The sequence below is a fragment of the Acinetobacter sp. 243_ASPC genome (genome assembly GCF_001054715.1).
Classification (GTDB): Bacteria; Pseudomonadota; Gammaproteobacteria; order Pseudomonadales; family Moraxellaceae; genus Acinetobacter; species Acinetobacter soli.
In genome coordinates this window covers 19,081-43,386 of sequence record NZ_JVOR01000095.1, presented here as the reverse complement: position 1 = coordinate 43,386, position 24,306 = coordinate 19,081, and the positions used below count along the sequence as shown (strand labels likewise).

22 protein-coding genes are annotated in these 24,306 nt (G+C 41.2%); 13 read left to right on the top strand and 9 right to left on the bottom strand.

Going from position 1 to position 24,306, the window contains the following annotated elements:
• Positions 1–15 precede the first annotated feature (15 nt).
• The 6 genes from ADA42_RS12275 to ADA42_RS12250 all read left to right on the top strand — a co-directional run bounded on the left by ADA42_RS12275 (position 16) and on the right by ADA42_RS12250 (position 5,823).
• Positions 16–942: a branched-chain amino acid transaminase gene (locus ADA42_RS12275; RefSeq protein ID WP_004933014.1), complete on the top strand. Its 927-nt coding sequence runs from the start codon at positions 16–18 to the stop codon at positions 940–942.
• 67 nt (positions 943–1,009) lie between these two features.
• Positions 1,010–1,897, top strand: a complete 888-nt coding sequence (locus ADA42_RS12270; RefSeq protein WP_048765468.1) for an ELM1/GtrOC1 family putative glycosyltransferase — start codon at positions 1,010–1,012, stop codon at positions 1,895–1,897.
• A gap of 13 nt (positions 1,898–1,910) precedes the next feature.
• Positions 1,911–2,720 carry a polysaccharide deacetylase family protein gene (locus ADA42_RS12265; RefSeq protein WP_048765466.1) on the top strand — a complete coding sequence of 270 codons (810 nt, stop codon included), beginning with the start codon at positions 1,911–1,913 and terminating at the stop codon, positions 2,718–2,720.
• Positions 2,721–2,733: 13 nt separating this feature from the next.
• Positions 2,734–3,729 carry a glycosyltransferase gene (locus ADA42_RS12260; RefSeq protein ID WP_048765465.1) on the top strand — a complete coding sequence of 332 codons (996 nt, stop codon included), beginning with the start codon at positions 2,734–2,736 and terminating at the stop codon, positions 3,727–3,729.
• On the top strand, positions 3,722–4,750 hold the full coding sequence (locus ADA42_RS12255; RefSeq protein WP_048765463.1) for an ELM1/GtrOC1 family putative glycosyltransferase: 1,029 nt from the start codon (positions 3,722–3,724) through the stop codon (positions 4,748–4,750). Before ADA42_RS12260 ends, ADA42_RS12255 begins: the two co-directional genes overlap by 8 nt.
• Positions 4,747–5,823: a glycosyltransferase family 4 protein gene (locus tag ADA42_RS12250; protein WP_048765461.1), complete on the top strand. Its 1,077-nt coding sequence runs from the start codon at positions 4,747–4,749 to the stop codon at positions 5,821–5,823. Before ADA42_RS12255 ends, ADA42_RS12250 begins: the two co-directional genes overlap by 4 nt.
• A gap of 163 nt (positions 5,824–5,986) precedes the next feature.
• On the opposite strand, the gene ADA42_RS12245 is transcribed toward ADA42_RS12250, so the two are convergent.
• Entirely contained in the window at positions 5,987–7,117 is a 1,131-nt protein-coding gene (locus ADA42_RS12245; protein ID WP_048765459.1) for an acyltransferase family protein, read from the bottom strand.
• Positions 7,118–7,220: 103 nt separating this feature from the next.
• On the opposite strand from ADA42_RS12245, the gene ADA42_RS12240 reads away from it, so the two are divergent.
• The gene (locus tag ADA42_RS12240; protein WP_025095422.1) at positions 7,221–8,075 is read left to right on the top strand and encodes a WlaTC/HtrL family glycosyltransferase; all 855 of its coding nucleotides are present in this window, start codon (positions 7,221–7,223) and stop codon (positions 8,073–8,075) included.
• 83 nt (positions 8,076–8,158) lie between these two features.
• On the opposite strand, the gene ADA42_RS12235 is transcribed toward ADA42_RS12240, so the two are convergent.
• From ADA42_RS12235 to ADA42_RS12215, 5 genes are all read right to left on the bottom strand, one after another.
• Positions 8,159–9,091, bottom strand: coding sequence for a glycosyltransferase family 8 protein (locus ADA42_RS12235; protein ID WP_048765457.1), 933 nt, complete (start codon positions 9,089–9,091; stop codon positions 8,159–8,161).
• 57 nt (positions 9,092–9,148) lie between these two features.
• Positions 9,149–10,135: a glycosyltransferase family protein gene (locus tag ADA42_RS12230; protein ID WP_373431593.1), complete on the bottom strand. Its 987-nt coding sequence runs from the start codon at positions 10,133–10,135 to the stop codon at positions 9,149–9,151.
• An 85-nt stretch (positions 10,136–10,220) separates the two neighbouring features.
• On the bottom strand, positions 10,221–10,436 hold the full coding sequence (locus tag ADA42_RS12225) for a hypothetical protein (protein WP_025095425.1): 216 nt from the start codon (positions 10,434–10,436) through the stop codon (positions 10,221–10,223).
• Between the two features lie 123 nt (positions 10,437–10,559).
• Complete coding sequence (gene aspS / locus ADA42_RS12220) at positions 10,560–12,338, bottom strand: aspartate--tRNA ligase (RefSeq protein ID WP_048765455.1); 1,779 nt, start codon at positions 12,336–12,338, stop codon at positions 10,560–10,562.
• A gap of 155 nt (positions 12,339–12,493) precedes the next feature.
• Positions 12,494–13,264, bottom strand: coding sequence for a DUF4184 family protein (locus ADA42_RS12215; protein ID WP_048765454.1), 771 nt, complete (start codon positions 13,262–13,264; stop codon positions 12,494–12,496).
• Positions 13,265–13,415: 151 nt separating this feature from the next.
• Here ADA42_RS12215 and znuD (ADA42_RS12210) point away from each other — a divergent pair, with 151 nt between their 5' ends.
• The 3 genes from znuD (ADA42_RS12210) to ADA42_RS12200 all read left to right on the top strand — a co-directional run bounded on the left by znuD (ADA42_RS12210) (position 13,416) and on the right by ADA42_RS12200 (position 19,397).
• Positions 13,416–15,497, top strand: a complete 2,082-nt coding sequence (gene znuD / locus ADA42_RS12210; RefSeq protein WP_048765452.1) for a zinc piracy TonB-dependent receptor ZnuD — start codon at positions 13,416–13,418, stop codon at positions 15,495–15,497.
• A 233-nt stretch (positions 15,498–15,730) separates the two neighbouring features.
• Entirely contained in the window at positions 15,731–17,791 is a 2,061-nt protein-coding gene (znuD, locus tag ADA42_RS12205; protein WP_048765450.1) for a zinc piracy TonB-dependent receptor ZnuD, read from the top strand.
• A gap of 142 nt (positions 17,792–17,933) precedes the next feature.
• Entirely contained in the window at positions 17,934–19,397 is a 1,464-nt protein-coding gene (locus tag ADA42_RS12200) for a phospholipase D family protein (RefSeq protein WP_004943560.1), read from the top strand.
• A gap of 33 nt (positions 19,398–19,430) precedes the next feature.
• On the opposite strand, the gene ADA42_RS12195 is transcribed toward ADA42_RS12200, so the two are convergent.
• Positions 19,431–19,877 carry a hypothetical protein gene (locus ADA42_RS12195; RefSeq protein WP_025095431.1) on the bottom strand — a complete coding sequence of 149 codons (447 nt, stop codon included), beginning with the start codon at positions 19,875–19,877 and terminating at the stop codon, positions 19,431–19,433.
• Positions 19,878–20,041: 164 nt separating this feature from the next.
• Between ADA42_RS12195 and ADA42_RS12190 the strand changes: the two genes are divergently transcribed.
• From ADA42_RS12190 to ADA42_RS12180, 3 genes are all read left to right on the top strand, one after another.
• On the top strand, positions 20,042–20,503 hold the full coding sequence (locus ADA42_RS12190) for an RcnB family protein (RefSeq protein WP_048765447.1): 462 nt from the start codon (positions 20,042–20,044) through the stop codon (positions 20,501–20,503).
• A 213-nt stretch (positions 20,504–20,716) separates the two neighbouring features.
• The gene (locus ADA42_RS12185) at positions 20,717–21,070 is read left to right on the top strand and encodes an RcnB family protein (RefSeq protein WP_004933065.1); all 354 of its coding nucleotides are present in this window, start codon (positions 20,717–20,719) and stop codon (positions 21,068–21,070) included.
• Positions 21,071–21,275: 205 nt separating this feature from the next.
• A complete protein-coding gene (locus ADA42_RS12180) occupies positions 21,276–21,716 on the top strand; it encodes an RcnB family protein (protein ID WP_048765445.1) in 441 nt (146 codons plus the stop codon).
• 48 nt (positions 21,717–21,764) lie between these two features.
• On the opposite strand, the gene ADA42_RS12175 is transcribed toward ADA42_RS12180, so the two are convergent.
• Both ADA42_RS12175 and ADA42_RS12170 read right to left on the bottom strand, forming a co-directional pair.
• A complete protein-coding gene (locus ADA42_RS12175) occupies positions 21,765–22,259 on the bottom strand; it encodes a phosphate-starvation-inducible protein PsiE (protein ID WP_004943542.1) in 495 nt (164 codons plus the stop codon).
• Between the two features lie 170 nt (positions 22,260–22,429).
• On the bottom strand, positions 22,430–24,211 hold the full coding sequence (locus ADA42_RS12170; RefSeq protein ID WP_048765444.1) for an acyl-CoA dehydrogenase C-terminal domain-containing protein: 1,782 nt from the start codon (positions 24,209–24,211) through the stop codon (positions 22,430–22,432).
• Positions 24,212–24,306: the final 95 nt, after the last annotated feature.

Sequence of the window (24,306 nt, the reverse complement as noted above, 5' to 3'; positions counted from 1 at the left end):
TTTGGAGTGTGTGCCATGAATTTGGCTGATCGTGATGGTTTTATTTGGCAAGATGGACAATTAATCGACTGGCGTGATGCAAAAATCCACGTCTTAACTCATACACTACATTACAGTATGGGTGTGTTTGAGGGTGTCCGTGCCTATGAAACGCCTCAAGGCACAGCAATTTTCCGTCTTAAAGAGCATACAAAACGTTTGTTAAATTCAGCAAAAATTTATCAAATGAAAGTGCCATTTGATCAAGCAACGCTTGAACAGGCACAAATTGATGTTGTACGTGAAAACAAGCTCGCATCATGCTACTTACGTCCACTGATCTGGATCGGTTCTGAAAAACTGGGTATCGCTGCAACCGACAATACCATTCATGCTGCTGTTGCGGCATGGAGCTGGGGTGCTTACCTTGGCGAAGAAGCAATGGCGAAAGGGATTCGTGTGAAAACATCATCGTTTACGCACCATCATCCTAACGTGACCATGTGTAAAGCCAAAGCATCAGGTAACTATACCTTATCGATTCTTGCACATCAGGAAGTCGCACATTCGGGCTATGACGAAGCGATGTTGATGGACCCACAAGGCTATGTGTGTCAGGGTTCTGGTGAAAACGTATTCTTGGTAAAAGATGGCGTGCTGCATACCCCAGATATCGCAGGCGGTGCGTTGGACGGTATTACACGTCAAACAGTGATTACTATTGCCAAAGACTTAGGTTATGACGTGGTTGAGCGCCGTATCACCCGTGACGAATTCTACATCGCCGATGAAGCGTTCTTTACTGGTACTGCCGCAGAAGTGACACCAATTCGTGAATACGATGACCGTGAAATTGGTGAAGGATGCCGTGGCCCAATTACCACAGAAATCCAGAAAACCTTCTTTGATGCGGTTCAGGGTAAAAATCCAAAATATGAACACTGGTTAACTTACGTGAAGTAAGCGAATCAGTTAAGATCAAGGCGAAACGAAAGTTTCGCCTTTTTTTGTGGTTTTGGATAATTCAGATATGCAGATTGTGTACGTGAGTGACGGTAAAGCAGGGCATCGATCACAGGCACTGGGATTGTTTGGTGCGATTAAGCGCAAGGTGCCACATGCACAGTTACAAGAATTGCCACTCGATCAGTTATCCGTGCTTTCATTAATTTACGCATTCTGGACGCATCGGTTGTCATACCTTGAACACGCACCAGATTATATTGTAGGGGTGGGCAGTCATACACATTTACGGGTATGGTTGCTGGGGAAAATTTATCCAAAAGCCAAAACCATCATTTTGATGAAGCCGAGTCTGCCTATATCATGTTTTGATTACACCGTTGTGCCAGCACATGATGGTGTTGCAGCATCGCCGCATGTATTGGTCACTCAAGGGGCACTTAATCCGCTTCAAAATGAGCAGCGTCATGTCACTGGACGCATTCTGATTGCGCTTGGTGGAAGTTCTAAACGCCATCAATGGAACGAGGCGCAGGTACTCAAAGCCATTGAACAGATTGTGCAGCAGCATCCACAATCGAGCGTCATCTTGACCACATCGCGGCGTACCCCTGAAAATTTTCTGGCACATCTGGGCCAACAATCCTATGCAGCGCGATTAGATATTTATCCGGTGGAGCATACGCCGCAAGGCTGGATCTTTGAGCAAATGCAACTGGCCGAAGCGGTCTGGATCACGGAAGATAGCATCTCAATGATTTACGAGGCATTGACTGCGGGTTGCAGAGTTGGCGTTATTGCAATAGATCGGATTAAACAGGATCGTATTACGACATCAATAGATAAATTATTGGGGAAACGTATTATCTCGGAATCGTTCCTATTAGGTCAGTTACCTGAACCGAATGCTTTTAAAGAAGCAGAGCGTGTGGCAACATATCTTTTAGCTCAATAAACTGAAGTTGCCTGTGATTTACTTATTTCTTACTCTATTTGTAGTTTTTTTAATATTTAGTTATAAATTTGCGTGGTGGAAACCTGCAGTAGATTGGAAACGACCACGTGTGCTGATGTATCACATGGTACGAGAGCATATAAATGGAGCAAAATTTAATAAGCTGAGAGTTACACCTAAGCAATTTGAGCAGCAAGTGGCATGGATGAGTGCACAAGGTTTTCATTTTGTTACGATGCAAGAGTTACAACAGAATTGGGGACAACATCCTGAAAAAACCGTTGCGATTACTTTTGATGATGGTTATTTGGATAACTTGGAAAATGCGTATCCAGTTTTGGAAAAATATGAAGCCAAAGCAACGATTTATGTAGTGGTTGATCGCCATAATCGTGACTGGTCGACGTATAAAAAGGCACATCACAATAGTGGTGAACTGGCACGGGAACCTAAATTAAACGATGAGCAAGTGAAATTCTTGGCAAAGAGTGGTTTGGTGGAAGTTGGCTCGCATACTATGACTCATGCCAATTTAGCTAAACTGGATGATGCACAATGTCTAGCGGAATTGAACGAATCTAAACAGCAGCTTGAACAATTGATTCAGAAACCTGTGACCAGTTTTGCCTATCCATTTGGGATTTATTCAGCGCGTGATGTACAGTTGGCAAAGCAGGCGGGCTATCAAAATGCAGTGACCACCGTTGAAGGGATTGATGGGGCGCAAGCTGATTTTATGCAGTTACAGCGGATAAAGATTAGTGGTAAGGATTCACTTTTTGCGGTGAAGTGTCGATTGAAATTAGGTCAGCGCGGGCTATAAAGAGAGAAAAATAATGCATATTTGTATGGTTATGGCAGGTGATGAAGAAGGTGGCTTAGAAAAGCATGTGGTTGAATTGGCAAATGGGTTGGTTCAGAATGGACAGATTGTCACATTAATTGCACATGAAAAGTATGCTGAGAGAGTTCAGGGAGTTGAATTTAAAGCCTTAGATTTGAGTAAAAGTCGTAAAAATCCAATTTTGCTGTGGCATTTGTATCAGACCATTAAAGCCACGCATGCTGATGTCCTGCATGTGCAAGCCAACAAAGCCGTATCCATGATTGCCCCCATGCTGAAATGGTTGAAAATTCCCAGTGTGGCGACACTGCATAACCTAAAACGTAATGTTCAGGCATTTGAAAAATATGATCGAATTATTGCAGTGAGTCGACGGGTCGCCAATCAGTTTAGTCAGCAAGACCGTATGCGTGTAGTCTTAAATGGGATTGAGCCACCTGTACTTCAGGCAACACAAAAACAGCCACATCAACCTTTACAAGCGATTGCGGTTGCGCGCCTCGTGCCTGCCAAAGGTTTTGATTTACTGGTTGAAGCATGGCAAGGCATTGATGCCAAGCTCTGGATTGTTGGTGAGGGGCCAGATCGAGCTTTGCTACAAGAAAAAATTCAGCAGCATGCTTTAACAGATCGTATTGAATTGCTTGGGTATCGCAATGACATTACGACGTTGATGCAGCAGGCGGATTTTTTGGTGATCTCATCGCGTAATGAAGGTGGTCCTTATACACTGGCTGAAGCGCTTTTGGTGCATTGCCCTGTGATTTCAACGGATGTTGGTATGGTTGCAGAAATTTTGCCACCTGAACTGATGTGCCCTGCGGATAACGTCACTGCTTTACATGATTTAATTCAACAGCATGTGCAGCATTTTGAGCAGCTCACTGAGCGTTCAGAACCGATTTATCAATCTGCCCAGCAACAGCTAACGCTAGAAGCTGTGCTACACAATACCTTACAGGTTTATCAGGAACTGAGTCATGCATAACCAACCAAAAATTAAAAAAACAGTATGGGTGGTCAGCGATGGTGTGCCAGGGCATTTTAATCAGTCTAAAGGTGTGCTGTTTGCTCTGGAACGTGATTTTGAATTAGAGGTGCATTGGATTGAACTAACCTTAAAACATAAGTTTTATCGCAGACCTTTAACCTGGTTACTCAACTATAAAACTCCTAAAGCAGAAAAAATTGATCAGTTTTATCAGGGAGATGCTTTGCCAAATGCACGCCCAGATATAGTGGTTGGTGCAGGTGGAAATAGTGCCTATGCGATTGTGTGGTTGTCCAAGGCATTTGGTGCAAAAAATATTTTCTGTGGATCGCTGCGTCAACTTAAAGTTGAATTGTTTGATGCAATTTTGGTGCTCGAACCAGATTTGCCAAAACCATTTATTAGCTCACCTGTGTCGCCGATGCCTTTAAGTCAGGCAACCTTGCAACAGCATGGCAAGCAATGGCACTCCGAGCATCCACATGTCGAGCAGCAAGTATGGAGCATGCTGATCGGTGGAGATGGTGCGGGAGCACAGTATCAGGAGCAGGATTGGATTCAACTGGCAAAACAGATGAACCTGCTGGCACGTCAGCATCAGATTAAATGGTTGCTCAGCACTTCACGCCGTACAGGGAAACAGGCTGAAAAAATTCTGCAGCACTACTTAAATTTTGAATGTATTGCAGATGTAGTATGGTGGGCAGAACAGCCACGTGCAGTTTTGCATCAGTTTTTGGCAGTTTCGACACGCGTATTTTGTAGTGCAGATTCGATGTCTATGCTCATGGAAAGTGTTTCTGCCATGCGTCCTGTTGTCATATATCTGCCTGAGCATTGGCAACCCGATGAACAATTCGGAAATGTATTGAAACGCTTGGAAGCGGATCATCTTATCCATATTTCGCCTATAGCTCAGTTAAGTTGGATTAAAGATAGCGAAGATAAGCTGAAATCATTAAAATATGAACCGAGTGAACAATTGGCAAAACTGCTAAAAGAAAGGTTATTCCCTTGAAAAAACTAAAAATCATAAATGCCGTTTATGGTGATGCAACGGGTGGTCGTTGGCAGGCAATGCTTGATATTGCAAATACCTTAAAAAGTTTTGGACATGAAGTGGTTTTGCTGCGTGGTACTGAAAATCAGCATCTCAAAAGTGGTGAATGGCCAATCACAGTGATTCCGAATAAGGGTTTTTATAGTGTCACTGCGGCATTAAAAATTCGTAAGTTCATCGAGCAGCAAAAACCAGATGTGATTATTGCCCATAGTGGTAAGGCTGTGTGGTTATTTAAAAATGCCATGCTGGGAATGTCGAAAAAAATTCCAGTGATTGCAGTCAACCACAGCCATAACGTCAAACGTACCTTACGTGCAGATGCATTTATTCATATTACGCCGTATGTACAAGAGTTGGTGCAAAAGCGTCAAACGCCTGAAGAGCGTGCTACAAAACCACAGCAAGTGATTTCAAATTTAACATATCTACCAAAAGTTACTGCTGAGCCACGTTTAATTAAACAGCCACCAAGCATTGTGATGTTAACGCGTATGGTACCCAATAAAGGTGTTCATGTGCTGATTGATGCTTTAGCAATTCTTGATAATAAAGGCTTGCCATTTCATGCAGTTTTGGCAGGACAAGGTGAAATGTTAGAACAGTGTAAGGCACAAGCACAAAGATTGGGTTTGGCTGATAAGGTTGAATTCCCAGGGTGGATTGGAGGCGAAGATAAAATTGCATTATTGCAAAATGCTGATATCGTGGCGCTGCCATCAATTACTGAGATTCAGGGGATTGGTATTTTAGATGCCTTTGCATGGGGTAAAACCCTGATCACTACGGATGACATCGGGATTCGTCAAACAGCAAAGCATGGAATTAATGCTTGGTGTGCCAAAGCTGATGATGCACAAAGTCTTGCTAATGGTATTGAATACTTGATTCAGCATCCAGATAAAGCTTTAAAGTTCGCTCAGCAAGGCAAAAAAGAGTCATTAGAAAAATACTGTTTTCAGCAGATTGCGAAAAAGCATAATGCATTTGTGAATGAGGTCTATGAATTTTATATGAAGTCAAATTCATAAAGGTTTTATAAAATTTTAAATGAATTAAAATATGAAATTTTCATTCATTTTTATATTAGATCTCTTGCAAAAGTATCATTTTGATTGTTTTAGATTTTGATATTTATTTAAAAATAAACACTTATCGCTGATTAAGTTTTGACTAATGCAAGAGATCTATTGATTATTTTTTAATGTAATTTGCTAATTTATTTGAGATATTAATAGAGTATTTGTCAACTAGCTTATAAAATAAAATAGAGAAAATAATGGATGTAAAAATTGTGATTAAACTGGAAGTTATTGCTGAAAAGAAGAAAGATTGTTCGAGATTTTTTATAAAAAAATTAAATACTGGTATGCCGATAGTGTATAAAACAACAAGATGATTTAAATATATTGAAAATGATAACTCTCCTAATTTTATTAAAAATTTTTGGCTAAGTATTTGAGATAAATAATGAGATTTTAAAATCGCGTATGTTATAAATAAACTTCCAATAAATATGGTGTAATCATAACTTTTTTTACTATAATTTGAGGCTTTATAAATAAATTGATAACTTATGCTTGTTTTATGAAAGCCTATAAAATATAAACCAAGAATTAACAATAATAAAGATAAATATTTATTAATATTTTTCATGTGATATATGGTCATTCCAAGAATAAAACTTAATATCCCTAAAAGAAAAATTTTTGAAATGCTAAGGGAGATTATTAAAAATAGAAAAATTAAAAAATAAAATTTTTTAATTTTTTGAATATTTTTTAAATAAATTAGATAGAATATAATTAAAGAGCCTATTAATTCATTTTTCATCGTCCAAAGCACGGTGTTGTATTCAGAATCTGCAAATATAAATGGAGTAATTAAACTTGAGTAGATGCTATTTAAAAAACTAATATTTTGTGGTATAAGTTGACTAAACCAAGCCGTAGTTTTTGATAAATCAATAGGAATATGAAAAGTTAAATAAGAAATAATACATGAACATAATGCAGGTATAGCAAGCCGAGGATAACGCTTTATTATTGACGTTTTTAGTTTGATTTTTGGATTTTTTGCATTTAAGCTTGCCGCTGTTAAAACATATCCACTTAATATAAAGAAAATATAAACAGCACCAGTTCCAGAAATAAAGAATAAAAAAGGTGAATTATGCATTGATGCTAAAAAATCACTTGAAGGAAAGTTTTCTTGTGAAAAATAGTTGTGAAGTTGAGGGAAGAAGGTTAATGAAAGGTGTGATAGGACTACTATTATACATGCTATACCACGCAAACTTTCCGCTGCAAAATTTTTATTTATCATATTAATCCCCCAAATCATGAAATTTTAATAATATACATTATTTAAATTTTTTAGTATATAATATAGAAACTATCTGTGTTTTATATGCTTATATGGTGTTGATATGAATAAAAAAATAACAATTGTTACAGCTTTTTTTGATATTGGTAGAGAGAGTTGGACGGTGGAAAAAGGATTTCCTGATTATTTATTTAGAACTCCAGATAGCTATATAAATTATTTTAAGTATTTAGCTCTATTAAATAATGAAATGATTATTTTTACTTCTGAAAAGTTCAAAGAGAAAATTTTAGAAATTAGAGGAGATAAACCAACTCATGTTGTTGTAGTTAATTATCCTGAAGATTTTTTAAAATATAGAAATAGAATTGAGGAAATTCAAAATAGTAATGAATTTAAAAGCAGGGTATCTCCGAAGCAAATTATTAATCCTGAATATTGGTCTCCAGATTATACTTTATTGACTAATTTAAAATCTTATTTTGTTAAAAGGGCAATTGAATCTAATTTGATAACAAATAATTTTGTTGCTTGGATTGACTTCGGTTATTGTAGAGATATACAGACTTTGAATGGTGTTCAAGAATGGAAGTATGAATTTGATGAGGAGAAAGTACATTTTTTTACGCTGAAAAAAATACCGAAATTAACTAAAGACAGAGTATTAAAAGCAATATTTGAAAATGAGGTTTTTATCATAGGTGGTGTTGCAGTAGCTTCTAAAGAAAAGTGGATAGAATTTCAAAAAATAATTTATTCTTGCCAATTAGAACTTCTAAATGAAAATATTGTTGATGATGATCAAGGGATATATTTGATGACTCTTTTAAAGAGCAGATATTTAATCAAAGAACATCGTTTAGGAAAAAATCAATGGCGTACTTTATTTTTAAGATATGATGAAACTTCTAAATTAAATATTGTTCAAAGAATTAGAAAATATTTAGGGAAATTTTAATATAAGTAAAATAAGTTATTATTTTATCTATAAAAAATTATACTTGCCTTTTTAGAGGATTTTACCAAAAAGGCAAGTGATTTTCATCTCTTCATTTTTTTATTAAGATAAATCAAGTACCATTTAATACTATTCAGATATTTACTTTGCCTCCAAAGGATTTTGGCATATTTTTTTGCCTCTTTAGAGTTTCTTGGCGCATCTAAAGTTTGGTCTTTCCATGGTGACTGGTAGTAATATTCTAAATATTTTGCACTATGTGAGGCAGCGACACTCCAAGGCTTTGGAGAACTAACAAAATGTAACAGTACTGGATCTATTTTTTCTTGGGTAAAAAAGTTAAATTTTTCATCAATAAAGTTTACTTTATTTGCTAGCAATATATTCAGCACATCTTGATCAGGAAATTTATAATCACGTTTGGAAATAAGTTGGTTAAATTTTTCAAAAACCTGAAAATCATTCCATGCTTTGACATTGATAAATAAAACACCTGAGTTGAAGTATTTATTGTTAGAGTTTAAACCAATACTTTCGATGTAATCAGATTTCATACATTTATCTTGTACAGCAGCTAAGACATAGTTCTCAATATTAATTGAAAGCATATCTTTCATGCTGTTTATACATAAGATGTCTGCATCGAGATACCAAAATTTATCTAATTTATCTTTCAATATAGTCGCGATTGATAATCTATAATAAATTGCAGTTGTAAAGTGACCATTGACTTGTAAGTTGTCATAAAACTGGGTATTTAAAATATAAATATGAATTCTGATATTTTTATTTTTTTCTAATATATCCTGATATCCTCGGGAATCAAAAAAAGTCGTAAAAATATGAAAATCTATATGAAGATCTGGATTGTTTTTTGTGATGGAATAAAGCGTGATACCACATGGCTTTAAATAGTTTTTATCAATTGCAAATGCAATATTAAGATCGGGTTTGAAGGTTTCTTGATGATTAGATAAAAGATAAGTTTCTATAACAAAATCGTTAAAGTTACTCATAATAAAAATATCTCTCTATAAAACTGAAGGACTGGAAAAACTATAAATTAAAAGATTTTAGGTTTTTATAAGTTTTCCACTTTGATAAACTTCAGCTTGCCAAGGTGAGTTTAATGGTTGTTGATTAATTAGGTTAAGCCACTGCTGTAAAATATTTTTTGCTTCAAATGTCGAGTGCGCTAGTTTATAACCACGTTGCGCAATATCAACTGCATGTTCAGGGTGCTCATGATAGTATTTTAATTTATTGAGTAAATCTGAAGTATCTTTAAAGTACACCATACTATTTTCAGGAAATAATTCAGTCATACCAGGTGTTTGAGCACTGAAGACAAGACAGCCCATGCCAGTGAGCTGGGCAAGACGATCACTACTATACATATAAACATCATTATATTTTGAGTAGTTAATGCCAATTAAACTGTTACGTACTGCCGCTTGATATTCGTGTCCGAATAAAGATGGCTGTCCTAAACATGCACCTAGCTTAAATTTGAGCTTAGGAAGCTGTTCGACTAGTTGACTAATAAATTGTTCCCGTTCAGGGTATTTGCTATTTGAGCCGCAGAAAATACAGTCATAATCGAATTGAAGCCAATCTTCTCGAGCGTATTCAATTGAATGCAAACTTAGGTTTGGTGTAAATGCAAATACAGGATGGTTACAGACTTCGGATAGGTTCTGTAAATATTGTCCAGCGGTTGTCACGAAAACATGATCGACTTCACTATGCATCTCTTTGAAATGATCGAGGCGGTGTGGTTCATTGATGGGATCAACGAACCACATGGCAACTTTAGTTTTGTTAATCGCCTGCAGTTGCCTCAGTAAATCTTTAGGTAGATGAATGTGTCCAATTAAAATTAGGTCAAATTGAATATTTAGACAAAGTTCAATAAGTTGTTGATGCGTTTTTTTATGAGAAAGAGAGGTAGTATTGAAAATATTACTTTTTCTGACTATATATTTATAGTCAAAAGCATGGACATAGTGTCCAAGTTCAATCAGACCATGCTGAATTTTGGCATCGGTGTTGTAAAACATTGAGCCATTGTTGTCGGTTTTGAAATTTGCAATATGAAGTATTTTCAAAAGTAGTCTCTTAATGTGCTTTCAGAATGATATTACTTTAACGATCCACATTCCCTTTCAGCACCATATAAATAAGTGCAACAAAAATCAGTAATGCACCAGCCAAGCTACTCACACAGAAAAATAGAATGCGTTGATTCGTATCTAAATTGAACAGTTCATTGGCCAAGATGTAACGCATAAATAACCATTGAGCTAATGAAAAACCAATAACTACAAGCGCGTGACGACGCACATCAGGACGCATAGCCATAGCGAATTATCCAAGGGAGAGAAAGTCCTATTATGCCATTATGAACAATCAATCTCAATTCATACTATGTAGTGGCGCCGATAGTAAAAAAGCCAGCTACAGCTGGCTTTTTACTAAATATAATTATGATTCTTTCTTTGGCTGCTCGCGTAAACGAATACCCAAATCACGTAGTTGATTCGCTTCAACTGGTGCTGGTGCCTGAGTCAATGGACATTCAGCAGTCTTGGTTTTCGGGAATGCAATCACATCACGAATTGAAGACGCACCAGTCATGAGCATGATTAAACGATCTAGACCAAATGCCAAACCACCATGTGGAGGCGCGCCATAGCGCAAGGCATTCAGCAAGAAGCTAAACTTCTCTTCGGCTTCTTCGTCTGAAATACCCAATGCTTCAAAGATGGCTTTTTGCATTTCAAGCGTATAAATACGTAATGAACCACCACCGACTTCGGTACCATTCAATACCATGTCATAAGCAACGGAAAGTGCTTCACCCGGATTTGCTTTCACATCTTCAACGCTTGATTTTGGCAGCGTAAATGGGTGGTGAACTGAAGTCCATTTACCATCATCTGTTTCTTCAAACATTGGGAAGTCGACTACCCAAAGCGGCGCCCATTCACAGGTTGCAAGTTTTAGGTCGTGACCGATTTTCACACGAAGTGCACCCATGGCATCATTTACCACTTTGGCTTTATCTGCACCAAAGAAGACGATATCACCATTTTCTGCGCCTACACGCTCAAGCAATTGCATCACGATCGGTTCAATGAATTTCACGATTGGAGACTGTAAGCCTTCTACACCTTTTTCAATTTCATTGACCTTGATGTAAGCGAGGCCTTTAGCGCCATAAATGCCTACAAATTTGGTGTATTCATCAATTGCACTACGTGGCAAAGCGCCTGCGCCCGGCACGCGAAGTGCTGCAATACGGCCTTTAGGATCTTTGGCTGGACCCGCAAATACTTTAAACTCGACGTCTTGCATCAGATCTGCAACATCAACCAGTTTAAGCGGAATACGCAAGTCTGGTTTGTCCGATGCATAGTCACGCATCGCTTCGCTGTATGGCATACGCTGGAACTTGTCGAATTTGATACCGAGCAATTCGTCAAACAGCTTAACGGTCATGCCTTCCATCAGATCCATAATGTCATCATCATCTAAGAATGATGTTTCGATGTCGATTTGGGTAAATTCAGGCTGACGGTCTGCACGCAAGTCTTCGTCACGGAAACACTTTGCAATTTGGTAGTAACGATCAATACCGCCCACCATCAACAATTGTTTAAACAACTGCGGTGATTGTGGAAGAGCATAGAAACTTCCATTTTGTACGCGGCTTGGAACCAAATAGTCACGTGCGCCTTCAGGTGTTGCACGCGTTAAGATTGGGGTTTCAACATCTAAGAAACCATGATCGTCTAGGTAGTTACGAATCAGGTTGGTCACTTTAGAGCGAAAACGCAAACGATCTAGCATTTCTGGACGACGAATGTCCAAGAAACGGTATTTTAAACGATGCTCTTCAGAAATATTAATATTGTCATCATTTAATGGAAATGGCGGAGTTTCAGATTGTGCGAGAACTTCGATCTCTTTGCCCAACACTTCAATTTGACCACTGACCATATTTGAATTTTCAGTGCCCTCATAGCGGCGACGTACACGACCCGTAATTTTCAGTACAAACTCAGAGCGTACTTTATCTGCGGTCGCAAATGCCTCTGGCGTATCTGGGTCAATAACCACTTGAACCAAACCATCGCGGTCACGCATATCAAGGAAAATCACACCACCATGATCTCGGCGACGGTGTACCCATCCACATAGGGTTACGGTTTGGTCAATTTGGGCTTCTGTTAAAGAGCCACAGTAATGAGTTCGCATCATGTCGTAAAAATCCAAACTATATTGGCTGTTGGGGCGTATACGTAAACAGCGTACCGCCAGTGAATCAGCGATTATGCCTTTTTGAGTGGCGGGTCACAAGAACTAGCGCCAAAAACTGCAAAAAATGCGCTATTTTTGAACGGATTTAATCAACTTTATGAATCTGGTTGTGTGGAAAAACCAAACCATGCCAAGAATACAATTGACCATAGCGCCATACTGCCAAGAAACCCGCGGAAAAAGTAATTGATCGATTTACCCACATGATCGTAGGTTTCTGCTTTCCACGAATCGAGGCTGAGTGGTTCGGCATAGCCCATCACCCAATATAGGCCGCTTAACATAGAAAAAATAAACGCAGTCCAGCAAAAACGCTGAATCAGTCGTGATACCAGTCTAGTCTGCTTATGCTGCTTAAAATAGTGTAAACACATCCAGATTAAAATTGGCAGAGTTACCATCGAAGTACCAATCTGCATAAGCATATGTACATGGGTGTGATAGCCCAAAATCGAAATTTCTCTGCTCAGTGCATCTTGAAAGACAAAGGTTCGAAAATCGGCATGGGTAAAACCATCCCAAATAATATGTGTGGCTGCACCAATTAAAACTGAAACCACACAGCCAATCAGAAAGCCACAGGTGTGGTCTAGAGTATTCAGATTAAGTGGATCGTGTAGAGACAGCCAGCGATAGATCAATGGACGATACAATACATACCACACTGCACAAAAAAATAGGCCAACCAACAGATTAGGCACAATCATCCCAGACCACTCATGACTGATGGTCAAGCTGGCATTGGTAAATAATCGAAACAAATCGGGAGTCATACAGCCGATTGCCAGAGCAGCAACAGGTAAGCGCTGGCCGCTCAGTTTGGCAATGGGAGGTGCCAAAATGGCATGTGAAAGCGTAAACGGCATATTGAAAGCAAAATTATTTTGTCTTTTAGGTCGCGCCTAGTGTAGTCGACAATGCAGTTTGAGAATGTTTTTTATTGCAAAAATAGTGCAATGTTATAATATTACAAAAATTAAGCAGATTTTAAGATTTTAAGAATTCGAGGGGAATCCAATGTTGTTCACCAGAAGTGTGCTCACACTTTCAATTTTTGCTGCGCTATCAAGTGTGGTACATGCGGCCAATGAAACAAACACCGTATCAAAACTCAAAACTATCGAAGCAACCGCGCATCCATTGGTTCAAACTGCGGTCGATTATGCTGCGGCAGACAATATTATTCAAAATCAGCAATTGGTACAGGGTGGCGCTACCATTGGTGAGGCGTTAAGTGATCAGGTGGGTGTGTATTCGAACCAGTTTGGTCCTGGCGCAAGCCGTCCTGTCATTCGTGGTCAAGACAGCGCACGCGTGAAGGTATTACAAAACGCCTCGGAAACGATTGATGTTTCAACCTTGTCTCCAGATCATGCCGTGATGGTCAACCCGATTTTAGCCAAGCAAGTTGAAATTGTACGTGGACCTTCAACGTTGCTGTATGGTGCAGGTACAGTCGGTGGACTCGTCAACGTGACAGACAACAAGATTCCCACCCAAATGCCTGAACAAGGATATGAAGGGCAGGTGGGACTGCGTTACAACACGGGCAGCGACGAGAAGTTAGGGAGTGCAGGCTTAACGGTAGGTTTAGGCGAGCAAGTCGCATTAAGGCTTGAAGGCCTGAAGCGAGATGCCAATAATTACATTGCACCGAATTATCTGCATGAAGGTGAAAAAGAGCGTCGCGTTGACAATACGTTTGCCAAATCTGAAGAGGCGACAGTAGGTTTGTCTTGGATTCATGATCGCGGCTTTACCGGCATTTCTTATACCAACCGTCAGGATAAATATGGCTTACCCGGTCATAGCCATGAATACGAAAGCTGTCATCCACACGACCGCGAATTATTTTGTGGTAGCCATGACGATCATGACCATGGAAATCATGCCGCAGAAGAGGGTCATGACCACGATCACGAACATGCACACGATCATGCAGGGCCATGGGTCAATTTAAAATCTGAGCGCTACGATTTTAGAACAGAACTGAATGATCCCTTTTCTGGTTTTAGCAAACTACGTGCACAAGCCAGTTATACCGATTACAAACATGATGAAATCGAAGAAGGAGAGGCCGCAACCACTTTCAAAAGCCAAGGTTATGATGCACGTCTAGAATTGGTACATCAGCCTTTAGCCAAGTGGGAAGGCGTGGTAGGTGCACAGTTTGGTCGCCAGAAACTCGATATTACTGGCGAAGAGTCGCTCTTTGCTGGCCCGAGTACCACCGACAAATGGAGTCTATTTGCACTTGAACATACCCAGTGGAACGATGTGCATTTTGAGGTGGCTGCGCGTTTTGATCAGCAAAAAATCGATATCGATTCTCCGCAAAAAAACTATGATGATCATGCCTTTTCGTATTCAGGCGCTGCCAACTGGGCATTTGCACCAAATTATAAATTATCCTTTGTCGCATCACATCAGGAACGGATGCCACTGGCGCAAGAGCTATATGCCAATGGTAAACATTTGGCCACCAATACCTATGAACTGGGCAATCAAAACTTAAGTACTGAAAAATCCAACAACCTTGAGCTTGGCTTTCACTACGATGCAGATAAGCTAAATTATCATGTGCATGTGTTTCATAACTGGTTTGACGACTACATTTATGCCCGCACGTTGGATCGTTTTGAAAACTTCCGTCTGGTTGAATACACGCAAGATCAAGCACGTTTTTATGGTGTGGAGGGAGAGTTGTCTTATCAACTTTCTCCACGCTATACAGCCACAGTATTTGGTGACTATGTGCGTGCCAAAATTGAAACCGAAGGCAATGCCCCACGTATTCCGGGTGGCCGTTTAGGTACGCGGGTCAATGCAGACTTTGGAGATGGTTTTTCTGGCTTAGCCGAATATTTCCATGTGTTTAAACAAGATAAATTTGCGGCTTTTGAGAATGAAACCGCGGGCTACAACATGGTGAATTTAGGCTTGGCGTATGCGGCACGTGCCAGCAATCGCACTGATTACCGTGTCTATGTGAAAGCCAATAATTTACTTGATGAAACGGTGTATAACCATGCGTCATTCTTGTCGAATCTTCCGCAGGTGGGGCGTAACTTTACTGTAGGTGTAGATTTTAGCTTCTAAGTGATTGATGAAATTAATAATGTTTCACGTGGAGTGCCCTAAGGGCGCTCTGCATGATTTAAGTTAACCGCTATACCGTTTTGGCCTTCATATTTGCATTAAAATCACCTTAATTTTCAATCAAAGCCATAAAACTCAAGCTTTGAATGGAAATATAAATACCCAGTTAAATTTGCTTGTAAAAAAATAGATATATTATAACGTAACGAGTGATTGGCTTTTGGAGCATCACGATGCTTACTCGTTCTCATGTCTTTGCACTTTCTATTCTCTCACTATCGATTCAGCATGCTTTTGCACAAACCACACCCAGTGATGCTGCTGTCAACGATTTGCCAACCATTGAACTTCAAGCTCAAGCTACGCCCAAACAGCCGTTCAATGAGACGGCTGGAGATGTAAGTGTGGGACGCGATCAACTGATTCAAGGCGGAACCACCATCGGTAACGCCTTGAATGGTCAATCGGGAGTTTACTCGGCGCAATATACAGGTGGGGTGAGCCGGCCTGTGATTCGTGGCTTAGATGGTGCACGCGTCAAAATTACCCAAAATGGCGGTGATACGCTCGATGTTTCCTCGGTTTCTCCCGACCATGCCGTGACGGTCGATCCTAATGCAGCCGATCAGATCCAGATTTTAAAAGGCCCTGAAGCGCTGCTCTATGGTGCAGGCTCTGTGGGTGGATTGGTCAATGTCATCGATCATAAAATTCCATCTAAAATGCCAGACAACGGGTATGAAGGGCAGTTGGGTGTTCGCTACAACACGGGTGATGATGGCTTGGTTTATTCAGGTGATTCGACTGTCGCACTGGGCAGTCAGTTTGCATTGAATGTGGGCGGTTTAAAGCGTGATGCCAACGATTATATTTTGCCGCATGATTTGCAGGAAACATCGCGCCGTGAAGACAATACCTATGCCAAATCCAATGATTATCATGCCGGACTGTCATGGATTTATGATCGGGGCTATACCGGAGTTGCCTATAGCGAACGACACGATCGCTACGGGATTCCGGGAGATAATCCGTTATATGGTTTATGTAAACCCAGTGCGGGCAAGCTCGATTGCGGCACTTTAGCTGATCAACAGGCCGCTTTACAGGAGCAAGATGGCGCGGCAGCATGGATTAATCTTAAAGAAAAGCGATACGATTTCAAAACTGAGTTGAATGATCCATTTGCAGGGTTTTCCAAGCTGGCTGCACAGGCCACTTATACCGATTACCAGCATCAGGAAATGGACGGAGACGAACCAGATACTACCTTTATCAGCAAAGGCACCGATGCCCGCATTACCTTAGACAACATGGCTTGGGCAGGCTGGACTGGGCAGTTTGGCACACAATACACTCAGCAAAAACTCACCATTAACGGTGATGAAGCACTCATGGACCCAACTGTCACCAAACGCTATAGCGTGTTTGGTATGCAGGAAAAACAAGTTGATCAACTGCATTTTCAGGTGTCATCGCGTATCGATCATCAAACCATTGATATCGATGGCAATGATGTAGATGTAGGTGCCAAGAATTATACCGGTACGGCGTACTCCTTGGCGGGTTCAACCGACTGGGCATTTAAGCCAAATTACAAGCTGTCTTTGACAGGCTCACATCAAGAGCGCCTGCCGCTGGCGCAAGAGTTATATTCGAATGGCGCACATATGGCCACCAATACCTATGAGTTAGGCAATGACGATTTGCAAAAAGAAAAATCGAATAATCTTGAACTCGGTTTACATTTTGACAATGACCAAGGCCTTAAATATAACTTGAGTGCTTTTCAAAGCTGGTACAACAACTTTATCTATGCCAATACCTTAGATCGTTTTCAGGACTTTCGTCTGATTCAATACGATCAAACCGATGCCCGCTTTTACGGAGTAGATGGAGATGTGAGCTATCAACTTAGTCCACGCTACAATGTGGGGGTATTTGGGGATTATGTACGCGGCAAGCTAGATGATGCTGGAAATGCCCCACGTATTCCGGGTGGACGCTTAGGCACGCGGATCAAGGCAGATTTTGGACAGGGTTACTCAGGAACAGCCGAGTATTACCATGTCTTTGGTCAGGATGATCTGGCCAATTACGAAACTGAAGGCAAGAGTTACAACATGCTGAATCTCGGATTGGCGTATGATGGGCAAATCAATACCAAAACGGGTTATCAGCTTTATGCCAAAGCCAATAATCTGCTTGACAGCAAAGTATATCTACACGAGTCATTTTTATCGGATGTTCCACAAATCGGGCGTAATTTTACCATGGGCATCAACTTTAATTTTTAATGTGTTTATCGCTACACACATAAAGGAAAGCCTCGGCTTTCCTTTTGTTTTTAAGCAGATTGACGCGCAGAATTAACCAAATCAGGCTTGAAACATCTCACGAGACTCTCTAGTCTGAACCCAGTGATTGGGATAACTTGTTATGCGTATTTTTCAACGAATTCATACCAAACTGAATTGGTCTGGGCGCCGTTATTTTTCTTTAATTGTCGGGATGTTGGTTTTAGGCTATGTTGCATCGGCAATTTATCATATCTATAAGCCCTTGCCGCAAGGCCTCAATTATAGCGGTAAGCTACGACATGCCGAACTCAAGTTTTTAGCAGATCAAACGTTTCTCGATGCACAGGGGCGTCAACAATACGATCATCAGATCTTTGATCAAATGTTGGCGCTGATTCAGCAAGCCAAGAGTACCATTGTGCTGGATATGTTTCTGTTTAATTCAGAGGTAGGTGACAGCAAAATTCCACAGCGTCCTCTGATGCAAGAGCTGACACAGGCATTAATTCAAAAGCGCCGTGAGCATCCGAATATACAAATTGTGTTTATTACCGATCCGATCAATTCCGTTTACGGTGGTATTTTCCCTGAGCAATATCGTCGGCTTCGTCAGGCAGGCGTCGATGTGATTGAAACCAATCTGACTCCGCTGCGTGCTTCAAATCCGACTTGGTCTGGCCTGTGGTATTTATGCTGTCAAGGCATTGGGAACAACGCCGAAAAAGGCTGGTTGCCCAATCCCTTTGGCCAACAGAAAATCACCCTTCGTAGTTATCTGGCACTGGCCAATTTAAAAGCCAATCATCGAAAAACCATGGTGGTCGATACCGATCAAGGCTGGAAAAGTCTGATTACGTCTGCCAATCCGCACGATGGCAGTTCACGTCATTCTAATGTTGCTGTGGTGGTCTCTGGCCCGACGGCAATGGATGTGTTGCAATCTGAACAAAGTGTGGCTCAAATGTCGGGTGGTACATCACCTGTTGTGATTATGGGTGAAATCAATGCACCCACGACTGAGCCTCAGGTGCAGCTTTTGACCGAAGCGGCAATTTATCACGCCGTTTTAGATTTAATTCAGCGTGCCAAAGCCAAAGATCAACTGGATCTGGCAATGTTTTATTTGTCTGAGCGCCAGATTATTTCGGCTTTAAAGGCAGCACACGAGCGCGGGGTAAAGGTTCGGGTGTTACTAGACCCGAATAAAGATGCCTTTGGTCGACAAAAAAATGGAATTCCAAATCGGCCTGTGGCCTCCGAGTTGCATGCTGCAGGTATTCCGGTACGGTGGTGTGATACGCATGGCGAGCAGTGCCACAGCAAAATGATCATTAAATCCAGTGCGACTCAAGCTGAAATGATTTTGGGTTCGGCAAATTTTACCGCAAGAAATCTAAAAAATTATAATCTGGAAACAGATATCATGGTCAAAGGTCAAACGCAGGCAGCTGTTTTTCAGGATGCTACTCGATATTTTAATACAGCGTGGTCAAATCTGAATGGCCGTCAGATGAGTGTGGACTATGCGCAATACGCCGATGAATCTCAACTGAAGTATTGGACCTATCGATTTATGGAGTGGTCGGGTCTTTCGACATTTTAAGTTTTAAAGAGAGGCATCGCCTCTCTTTGCTTTTTAATGCGTAGGAGGAATCAGTTGATCGAGTTCTTGCGGGCTCATTTGATCAAGCTCATCTAGGCTGGTTTTGATTTTCCACTGACTTTCGTCTTCAACTGGATTCGGCAAGCGCGCCTCTAACCAGTCACACACCACATCGGGACTAAACTCAGGGTGATCACATTCAATGACCCATGCCAAAAAGTCTTTGGCTTCACCGTTCATATACGGGGGAGGTGATACCGGAAAAAACTGTGTGGGCAGGCGTTCATTGGTCGAGAGATAGTTCAGTACATGCCCAAGCTCTTGTACGGTTTGCCATGCTAAAGCATGTTCGGTATCGATGCTAAATTTAATCCACCATGCATGCTCACCGTTTGTGCCGTGCGCAGAAATGCGCTGTTGCTGAATACTTGGGACTTTACTAAAAAACTGATAAAGACGTTCAAAATTTAATTCTGCCACTGTATCTTGTTCCATGCTCCACATTGCAGCTTAGTATAGTCGCTATTTTATATCGATAAAGCCCGATTCTTGTGCATAGACGATTTATATACAGTTTATCATGTAGGGTCTGACTGGTTTTCCTCTACACTAGAGAAGATAACTGTATGGTTTGGGAGAGGCGCATGTTGATTCATATCGTTCGAAACCTGCGACGCGTGATGATGATTACAGTATGCTCAACGAGTCTTTGGGCACACGATGATCGAATGCAACAGCAGTCAATACGCCCAAATACATATTACTCACCATCTGCGCCTGTTGTTGGATTTTCTAATCAAAAGGTGCCTCCGGTTTATCCGTCACGCTCGGCAAATCAGCATCCTGTACCCTCCGTCGGCTTTAGCAACCAACAAGTGCCATCTCCTCGTCCTTATCGACCCCATCATTGGCATACTGGACAACCCCGCTACGTATTTGTAGTGGGCCAAATTTTACCGATTGAGTATCGTGATGACCGCTATTGGGTCGAAAACTGGTCCGACAATCGCTTGTATCAGCCACCGCAAGGTCGTCGCTGGATTCGGGTAGATCAGCATTATCTTCTTATTTCCTCACCAGATTTTACAATTGAAGGGATTCGCTAGTCGGTTTTGAATGTATGAGTCTTTGATTGTGCTGGCTTTATTTCTTGAAAATGGTCTTGAGATAAAAATGAGAATGAATCTTAGGTGTTACATCTCTTCATGATTTCTTTATGATGATTACAATCAGATAGTAAAGCCCGTGTTTTTGTCCATCCTTTCTTCTTGGGCGGCCATTACCATGAGTCTATAGAGAGATGAAGAAAGGACATCCAGATGAATACTGTATTCAAAGCGCTTGTGGTATCTACAATGATGTTAGGGGTATCGGCTACTGCGTTTGCAGGCCCTGACTGGGATCGTGATCATGGCCCACGTGATCGTCACCATGCACCTGCTGCCAAATGGGATCATGACCGCCGTCATGATAACGGTCATCGTGACTACCGTGAGCATCGTTTTCAGCGCGGTGATCGCTTACCAGCGGCATGGCGTCATGACCGCTATCAAGTGAACAACTGGCGTGCCTATCGCTTGAAAACTCCACCGCGTGGTTATCACTGGGTGAGAGCAGATGGTCGTTATTTGCTGGTTTCAAACTACAACCATCGGATCTATCAAGTTTACTAATTTGATTCAATTTAAGAGCCACCGCCATGCGGTGGTTTTTTTTATATCTAGAGGATGACTGACGCTACTTCTCCATGATTTTAAGCTAAGTTACATCGTGGCAAAAACAATAACAATTGCTTGCACTACACGCTGATTTATACATTATTTATCTTTGCCATAGTTTTATGCTGATTCAAGCGTCACATGCTGTGGACATTTCGAAATGAAAAAAATTATCGCTGCTTCACTCGCTGTCGTCCTACTTGGAACTTCCACTTTATCCTTAGCAGATCCACCTGATTGGGCCGGTCATCAATGGAACCGTGAGCATGATGGGCCATATCATCATCCAGATTGGCACCGAGATGATTGGCATCGTGGTGACTGGCGATCTTATGGGCCACCCCCACACATGCGTATTGTAGAAAACCGGTATTACTATGCTTCGCCAGCTCCGCGTTATTATCGCGTGCATGAAGGTTTTCGTCCCGGTTATCGCTTACCGCCGCAGTATTACTCCGACCGTTACTATGTAAACAACTGGTATGACTATCAATTGCCTCCACCACCGCCACAGCATCGTTGGACGTACATTGATGGTCGCTATGTACTGGTGGCTGTCGCAACCGGCATTATCGCGCAGATTTTGCTGGCGCATCGTTAATTTTGACAGCTTAACAAGCCCATACTGCTTGAGGCAGGATGGGCTTTTCTATGCCAGTTCATCGTCTTCAGGACGTGGCGTTTTGCCTTGTTCTAAAGGACGTGTCTGATGCTTTTCACGGATCACAGATGGGAAGTTCCATGAGGCATAACGTACAATCAAAATGGCTAAGGCCAAGATCAGAATTGAGCCGGTAATGATCAACTGGCTAACATCTGCTTTATGGTTATGCTGAATATCTGAAATGAGCAATCGCGTTAGGGCGGTTATGGCTACATAAATTAAAAAACGCACTGGCATATGGTTGGTTTTAAAATAAATCCCGACCATTGCGCCCAATTCCAAATAAATAAACAATAGCAAAATATCATCAATGGTGGCGTAAGATTTTACCGTGAAGATGTCAATGGTGGTGTGAATGGCTGACCACACCACCATACAACCAATAATAAATAGGGCAATATAGTGAAATGCTTCAACAGCATAGTTGCCAAAGCGATCGAGTAACGCTTCAAGCCTGTTTGGACGTTTAGAAGAAGACATAAATGAACTCGGCAATCAATTAAAGGTATGATGTACACCAAGCAAATTTCATGCGCATGACACAAGACATTAGGCTCAAGTGGATGTTTTTAAGCCTTTTGGTCGAAATTTAGATCAAAATATAAGAGTAAAAAAGCCTGCATGTGCAGGCTTTTTTTTAATCGAGCGTATTAAGACTGTGCGGTAAAGTAGGCTTCATCAAAACTCATGACCAAATCAGAACCCGCTTCGATTTTACGAATACGTGATTCAAGCTCCGGCAAGATGCGGGTAACAAAGTACCGTGCCAACGACAATTTATTTTGGTAAAACTCACCAGATTTGTCTTTGGCCGCTGCTGCGATTTTGGCAAACATGTAGGCAAAGCTGAGTAAACCGACCGCATGTAAATAATCGACTGCTGCTGCATTTGGAAAGTCTGGATTTTCAGCGGCTTGTTCAATAATAAACTGCGTTACAGCCTCAACTTCAGTGGCAGCATCAAGTGTTGCATCCTTAATGAAGTTTAAATCTGCGGCAAGCGTATTGGCGAAATCACGAATTTCATTGATGTATTCACCGATATAAGCACCGCCACATTTAATGGTTTTACGGCCAATCAAATCTTGAGACTGAACACCATTGGTGCCTTCGTAAATCTGTGAAATACGTAAGTCACGAACACATTGCTCCAGACCCCACTCGCGGATAAAGCCATGCCCACCAAAACACATCTGGGCATCTAGGGTTGCCTGAAAGGCGGTGTCGGTGAGGTATGCCTTGGCAATTGGCGTCAGCAAAGCCACGCGGTCGTTGGCTTTCTTTACGGCTTCTGGATCAGTTGAAAACTTGGTGATATCCAGTTGCTGCCCAACATACACGGCAAAGGCACGTGATGCTTCATTGTTGGCACGTACATTCAGGAGCATACGGCGTACATCACCATGAACCAAAATGCTGTCGGCTGGTTTGCTCGGCGATTGTACGCCTGATGCGCTACGACCTTGTAAACGGTCTGTGGCATATTGTGCCGCATTCTGGTAGGCAAACTCTGAAGCCCCCAAGCCTTGAATACCCATCGATAAACGTTCATAGTTCATCATGACAAACATTGCGGCTAAGCCTTCATTTTCTTTACCCACCAAAAAGCCTTTGGCACCGTCAAAATTCATTACACAAGTGGCCGATGCCTTAATTCCCATTTTATGTTCGATCGAACCTGGACTGACTGCGTTACGCTCGCCAAGACTTCCATCGTCATTGACCAAAAACTTTGGCACAATAAATAAAGAAATACCACGCGAACCTGCGGGTGCATCAGGCGTTTTGGCCAATACCAAATGAATGATATTTTCACTTAGGTCGTGATCACCACCGGTAATAAAGATTTTGGTTCCAGTGATGTTGTACGATCCATCTGCGTTCGGTTCGGCTTTGGTTTTAATAATCCCCAAATCGGTACCGGCATGTGGCTCAGTCAAACACATGGTGCCTGACCATTCACCTGAATAGATTTTAGGTAAATACGTTTCTTTTTGCGCTTGTGATGCATAGCTGCTCAGAGCCATACCTGCACCAACCGATAGGAGCGGATACAGCAAAAAAGAAGGGTTGGTCGCAAACAGCATTTCATCGGCCAGCACGGTCAACATTTTAGGCATGGCCTGACCGCCCCATTCTTCGTCGGCACCCAATCCGATCCAGCCGCCTTGTGCGTACTGTGCAAAGGCCTCTTTAAAGCCTGCTGGTGTGAAGACTTGGCCATTTTCATAACGTGCACCTTCTTCATCACCTGAACGGTTTAAAGGGAGTGTGACATTTTGAGCAAATTTTGCCATTTCTTCCAAAATAGCTTCTGCAGTTGCTGCATCGACATGGGCAAGATGTTCGTTGGCTTGCCAGAATTGTTCAGCTTGAAATACATCATTTAAGATGAATCGCATGTCTGCGAGTGGCGCATTATAAATTGGCATAATTCTTCACCTTGAATATTTTTGCATAGTTCTATGTCTTTAATATTGCACAGAAAATGCATTGAGTCACAGCGTTGTCAGTGGTTTTAATGTAA

What these genes read in the sequence shown, in the direction of transcription:
- ADA42_RS12275 (WP_004933014.1), top strand. Translation starts at nt 16, where the DNA reads ATGAATTTGGCTGATCGTGATGGTTTTATTTGGCAAGATGGACAATTA.
- ADA42_RS12270 (WP_048765468.1), top strand. Translation starts at nt 1,010, where the DNA reads ATGCAGATTGTGTACGTGAGTGACGGTAAAGCAGGGCATCGATCACAG.
- ADA42_RS12260 (WP_048765465.1), top strand. Translation starts at nt 2,734, where the DNA reads ATGCATATTTGTATGGTTATGGCAGGTGATGAAGAAGGTGGCTTAGAA.
- ADA42_RS12255 (WP_048765463.1), top strand. Translation starts at nt 3,722, where the DNA reads ATGCATAACCAACCAAAAATTAAAAAAACAGTATGGGTGGTCAGCGAT.
- ADA42_RS12245 (WP_048765459.1), bottom strand. Translation starts at nt 7,117, where the DNA reads ATGATAAATAAAAATTTTGCAGCGGAAAGTTTGCGTGGTATAGCATGT.
- ADA42_RS12240 (WP_025095422.1), top strand. Translation starts at nt 7,221, where the DNA reads ATGAATAAAAAAATAACAATTGTTACAGCTTTTTTTGATATTGGTAGA.
- ADA42_RS12235 (WP_048765457.1), bottom strand. Translation starts at nt 9,091, where the DNA reads ATGAGTAACTTTAACGATTTTGTTATAGAAACTTATCTTTTATCTAAT.
- ADA42_RS12230 (WP_373431593.1), bottom strand. Translation starts at nt 10,135, where the DNA reads ATGTTTTACAACACCGATGCCAAAATTCAGCATGGTCTGATTGAACTT.
- ADA42_RS12225 (WP_025095425.1), bottom strand. Translation starts at nt 10,436, where the DNA reads ATGGCTATGCGTCCTGATGTGCGTCGTCACGCGCTTGTAGTTATTGGT.
- aspS (WP_048765455.1), bottom strand. Translation starts at nt 12,338, where the DNA reads ATGATGCGAACTCATTACTGTGGCTCTTTAACAGAAGCCCAAATTGAC.
- ADA42_RS12215 (WP_048765454.1), bottom strand. Translation starts at nt 13,264, where the DNA reads ATGCCGTTTACGCTTTCACATGCCATTTTGGCACCTCCCATTGCCAAA.
- znuD (WP_048765452.1), top strand. Translation starts at nt 13,416, where the DNA reads ATGTTGTTCACCAGAAGTGTGCTCACACTTTCAATTTTTGCTGCGCTA.
- znuD (WP_048765450.1), top strand. Translation starts at nt 15,731, where the DNA reads ATGCTTACTCGTTCTCATGTCTTTGCACTTTCTATTCTCTCACTATCG.
- ADA42_RS12200 (WP_004943560.1), top strand. Translation starts at nt 17,934, where the DNA reads ATGCGTATTTTTCAACGAATTCATACCAAACTGAATTGGTCTGGGCGC.
- ADA42_RS12190 (WP_048765447.1), top strand. Translation starts at nt 20,042, where the DNA reads ATGTTGATTCATATCGTTCGAAACCTGCGACGCGTGATGATGATTACA.
- ADA42_RS12185 (WP_004933065.1), top strand. Translation starts at nt 20,717, where the DNA reads ATGAATACTGTATTCAAAGCGCTTGTGGTATCTACAATGATGTTAGGG.
- ADA42_RS12180 (WP_048765445.1), top strand. Translation starts at nt 21,276, where the DNA reads ATGAAAAAAATTATCGCTGCTTCACTCGCTGTCGTCCTACTTGGAACT.
- ADA42_RS12175 (WP_004943542.1), bottom strand. Translation starts at nt 22,259, where the DNA reads ATGTCTTCTTCTAAACGTCCAAACAGGCTTGAAGCGTTACTCGATCGC.
- ADA42_RS12170 (WP_048765444.1), bottom strand. Translation starts at nt 24,211, where the DNA reads ATGCCAATTTATAATGCGCCACTCGCAGACATGCGATTCATCTTAAAT.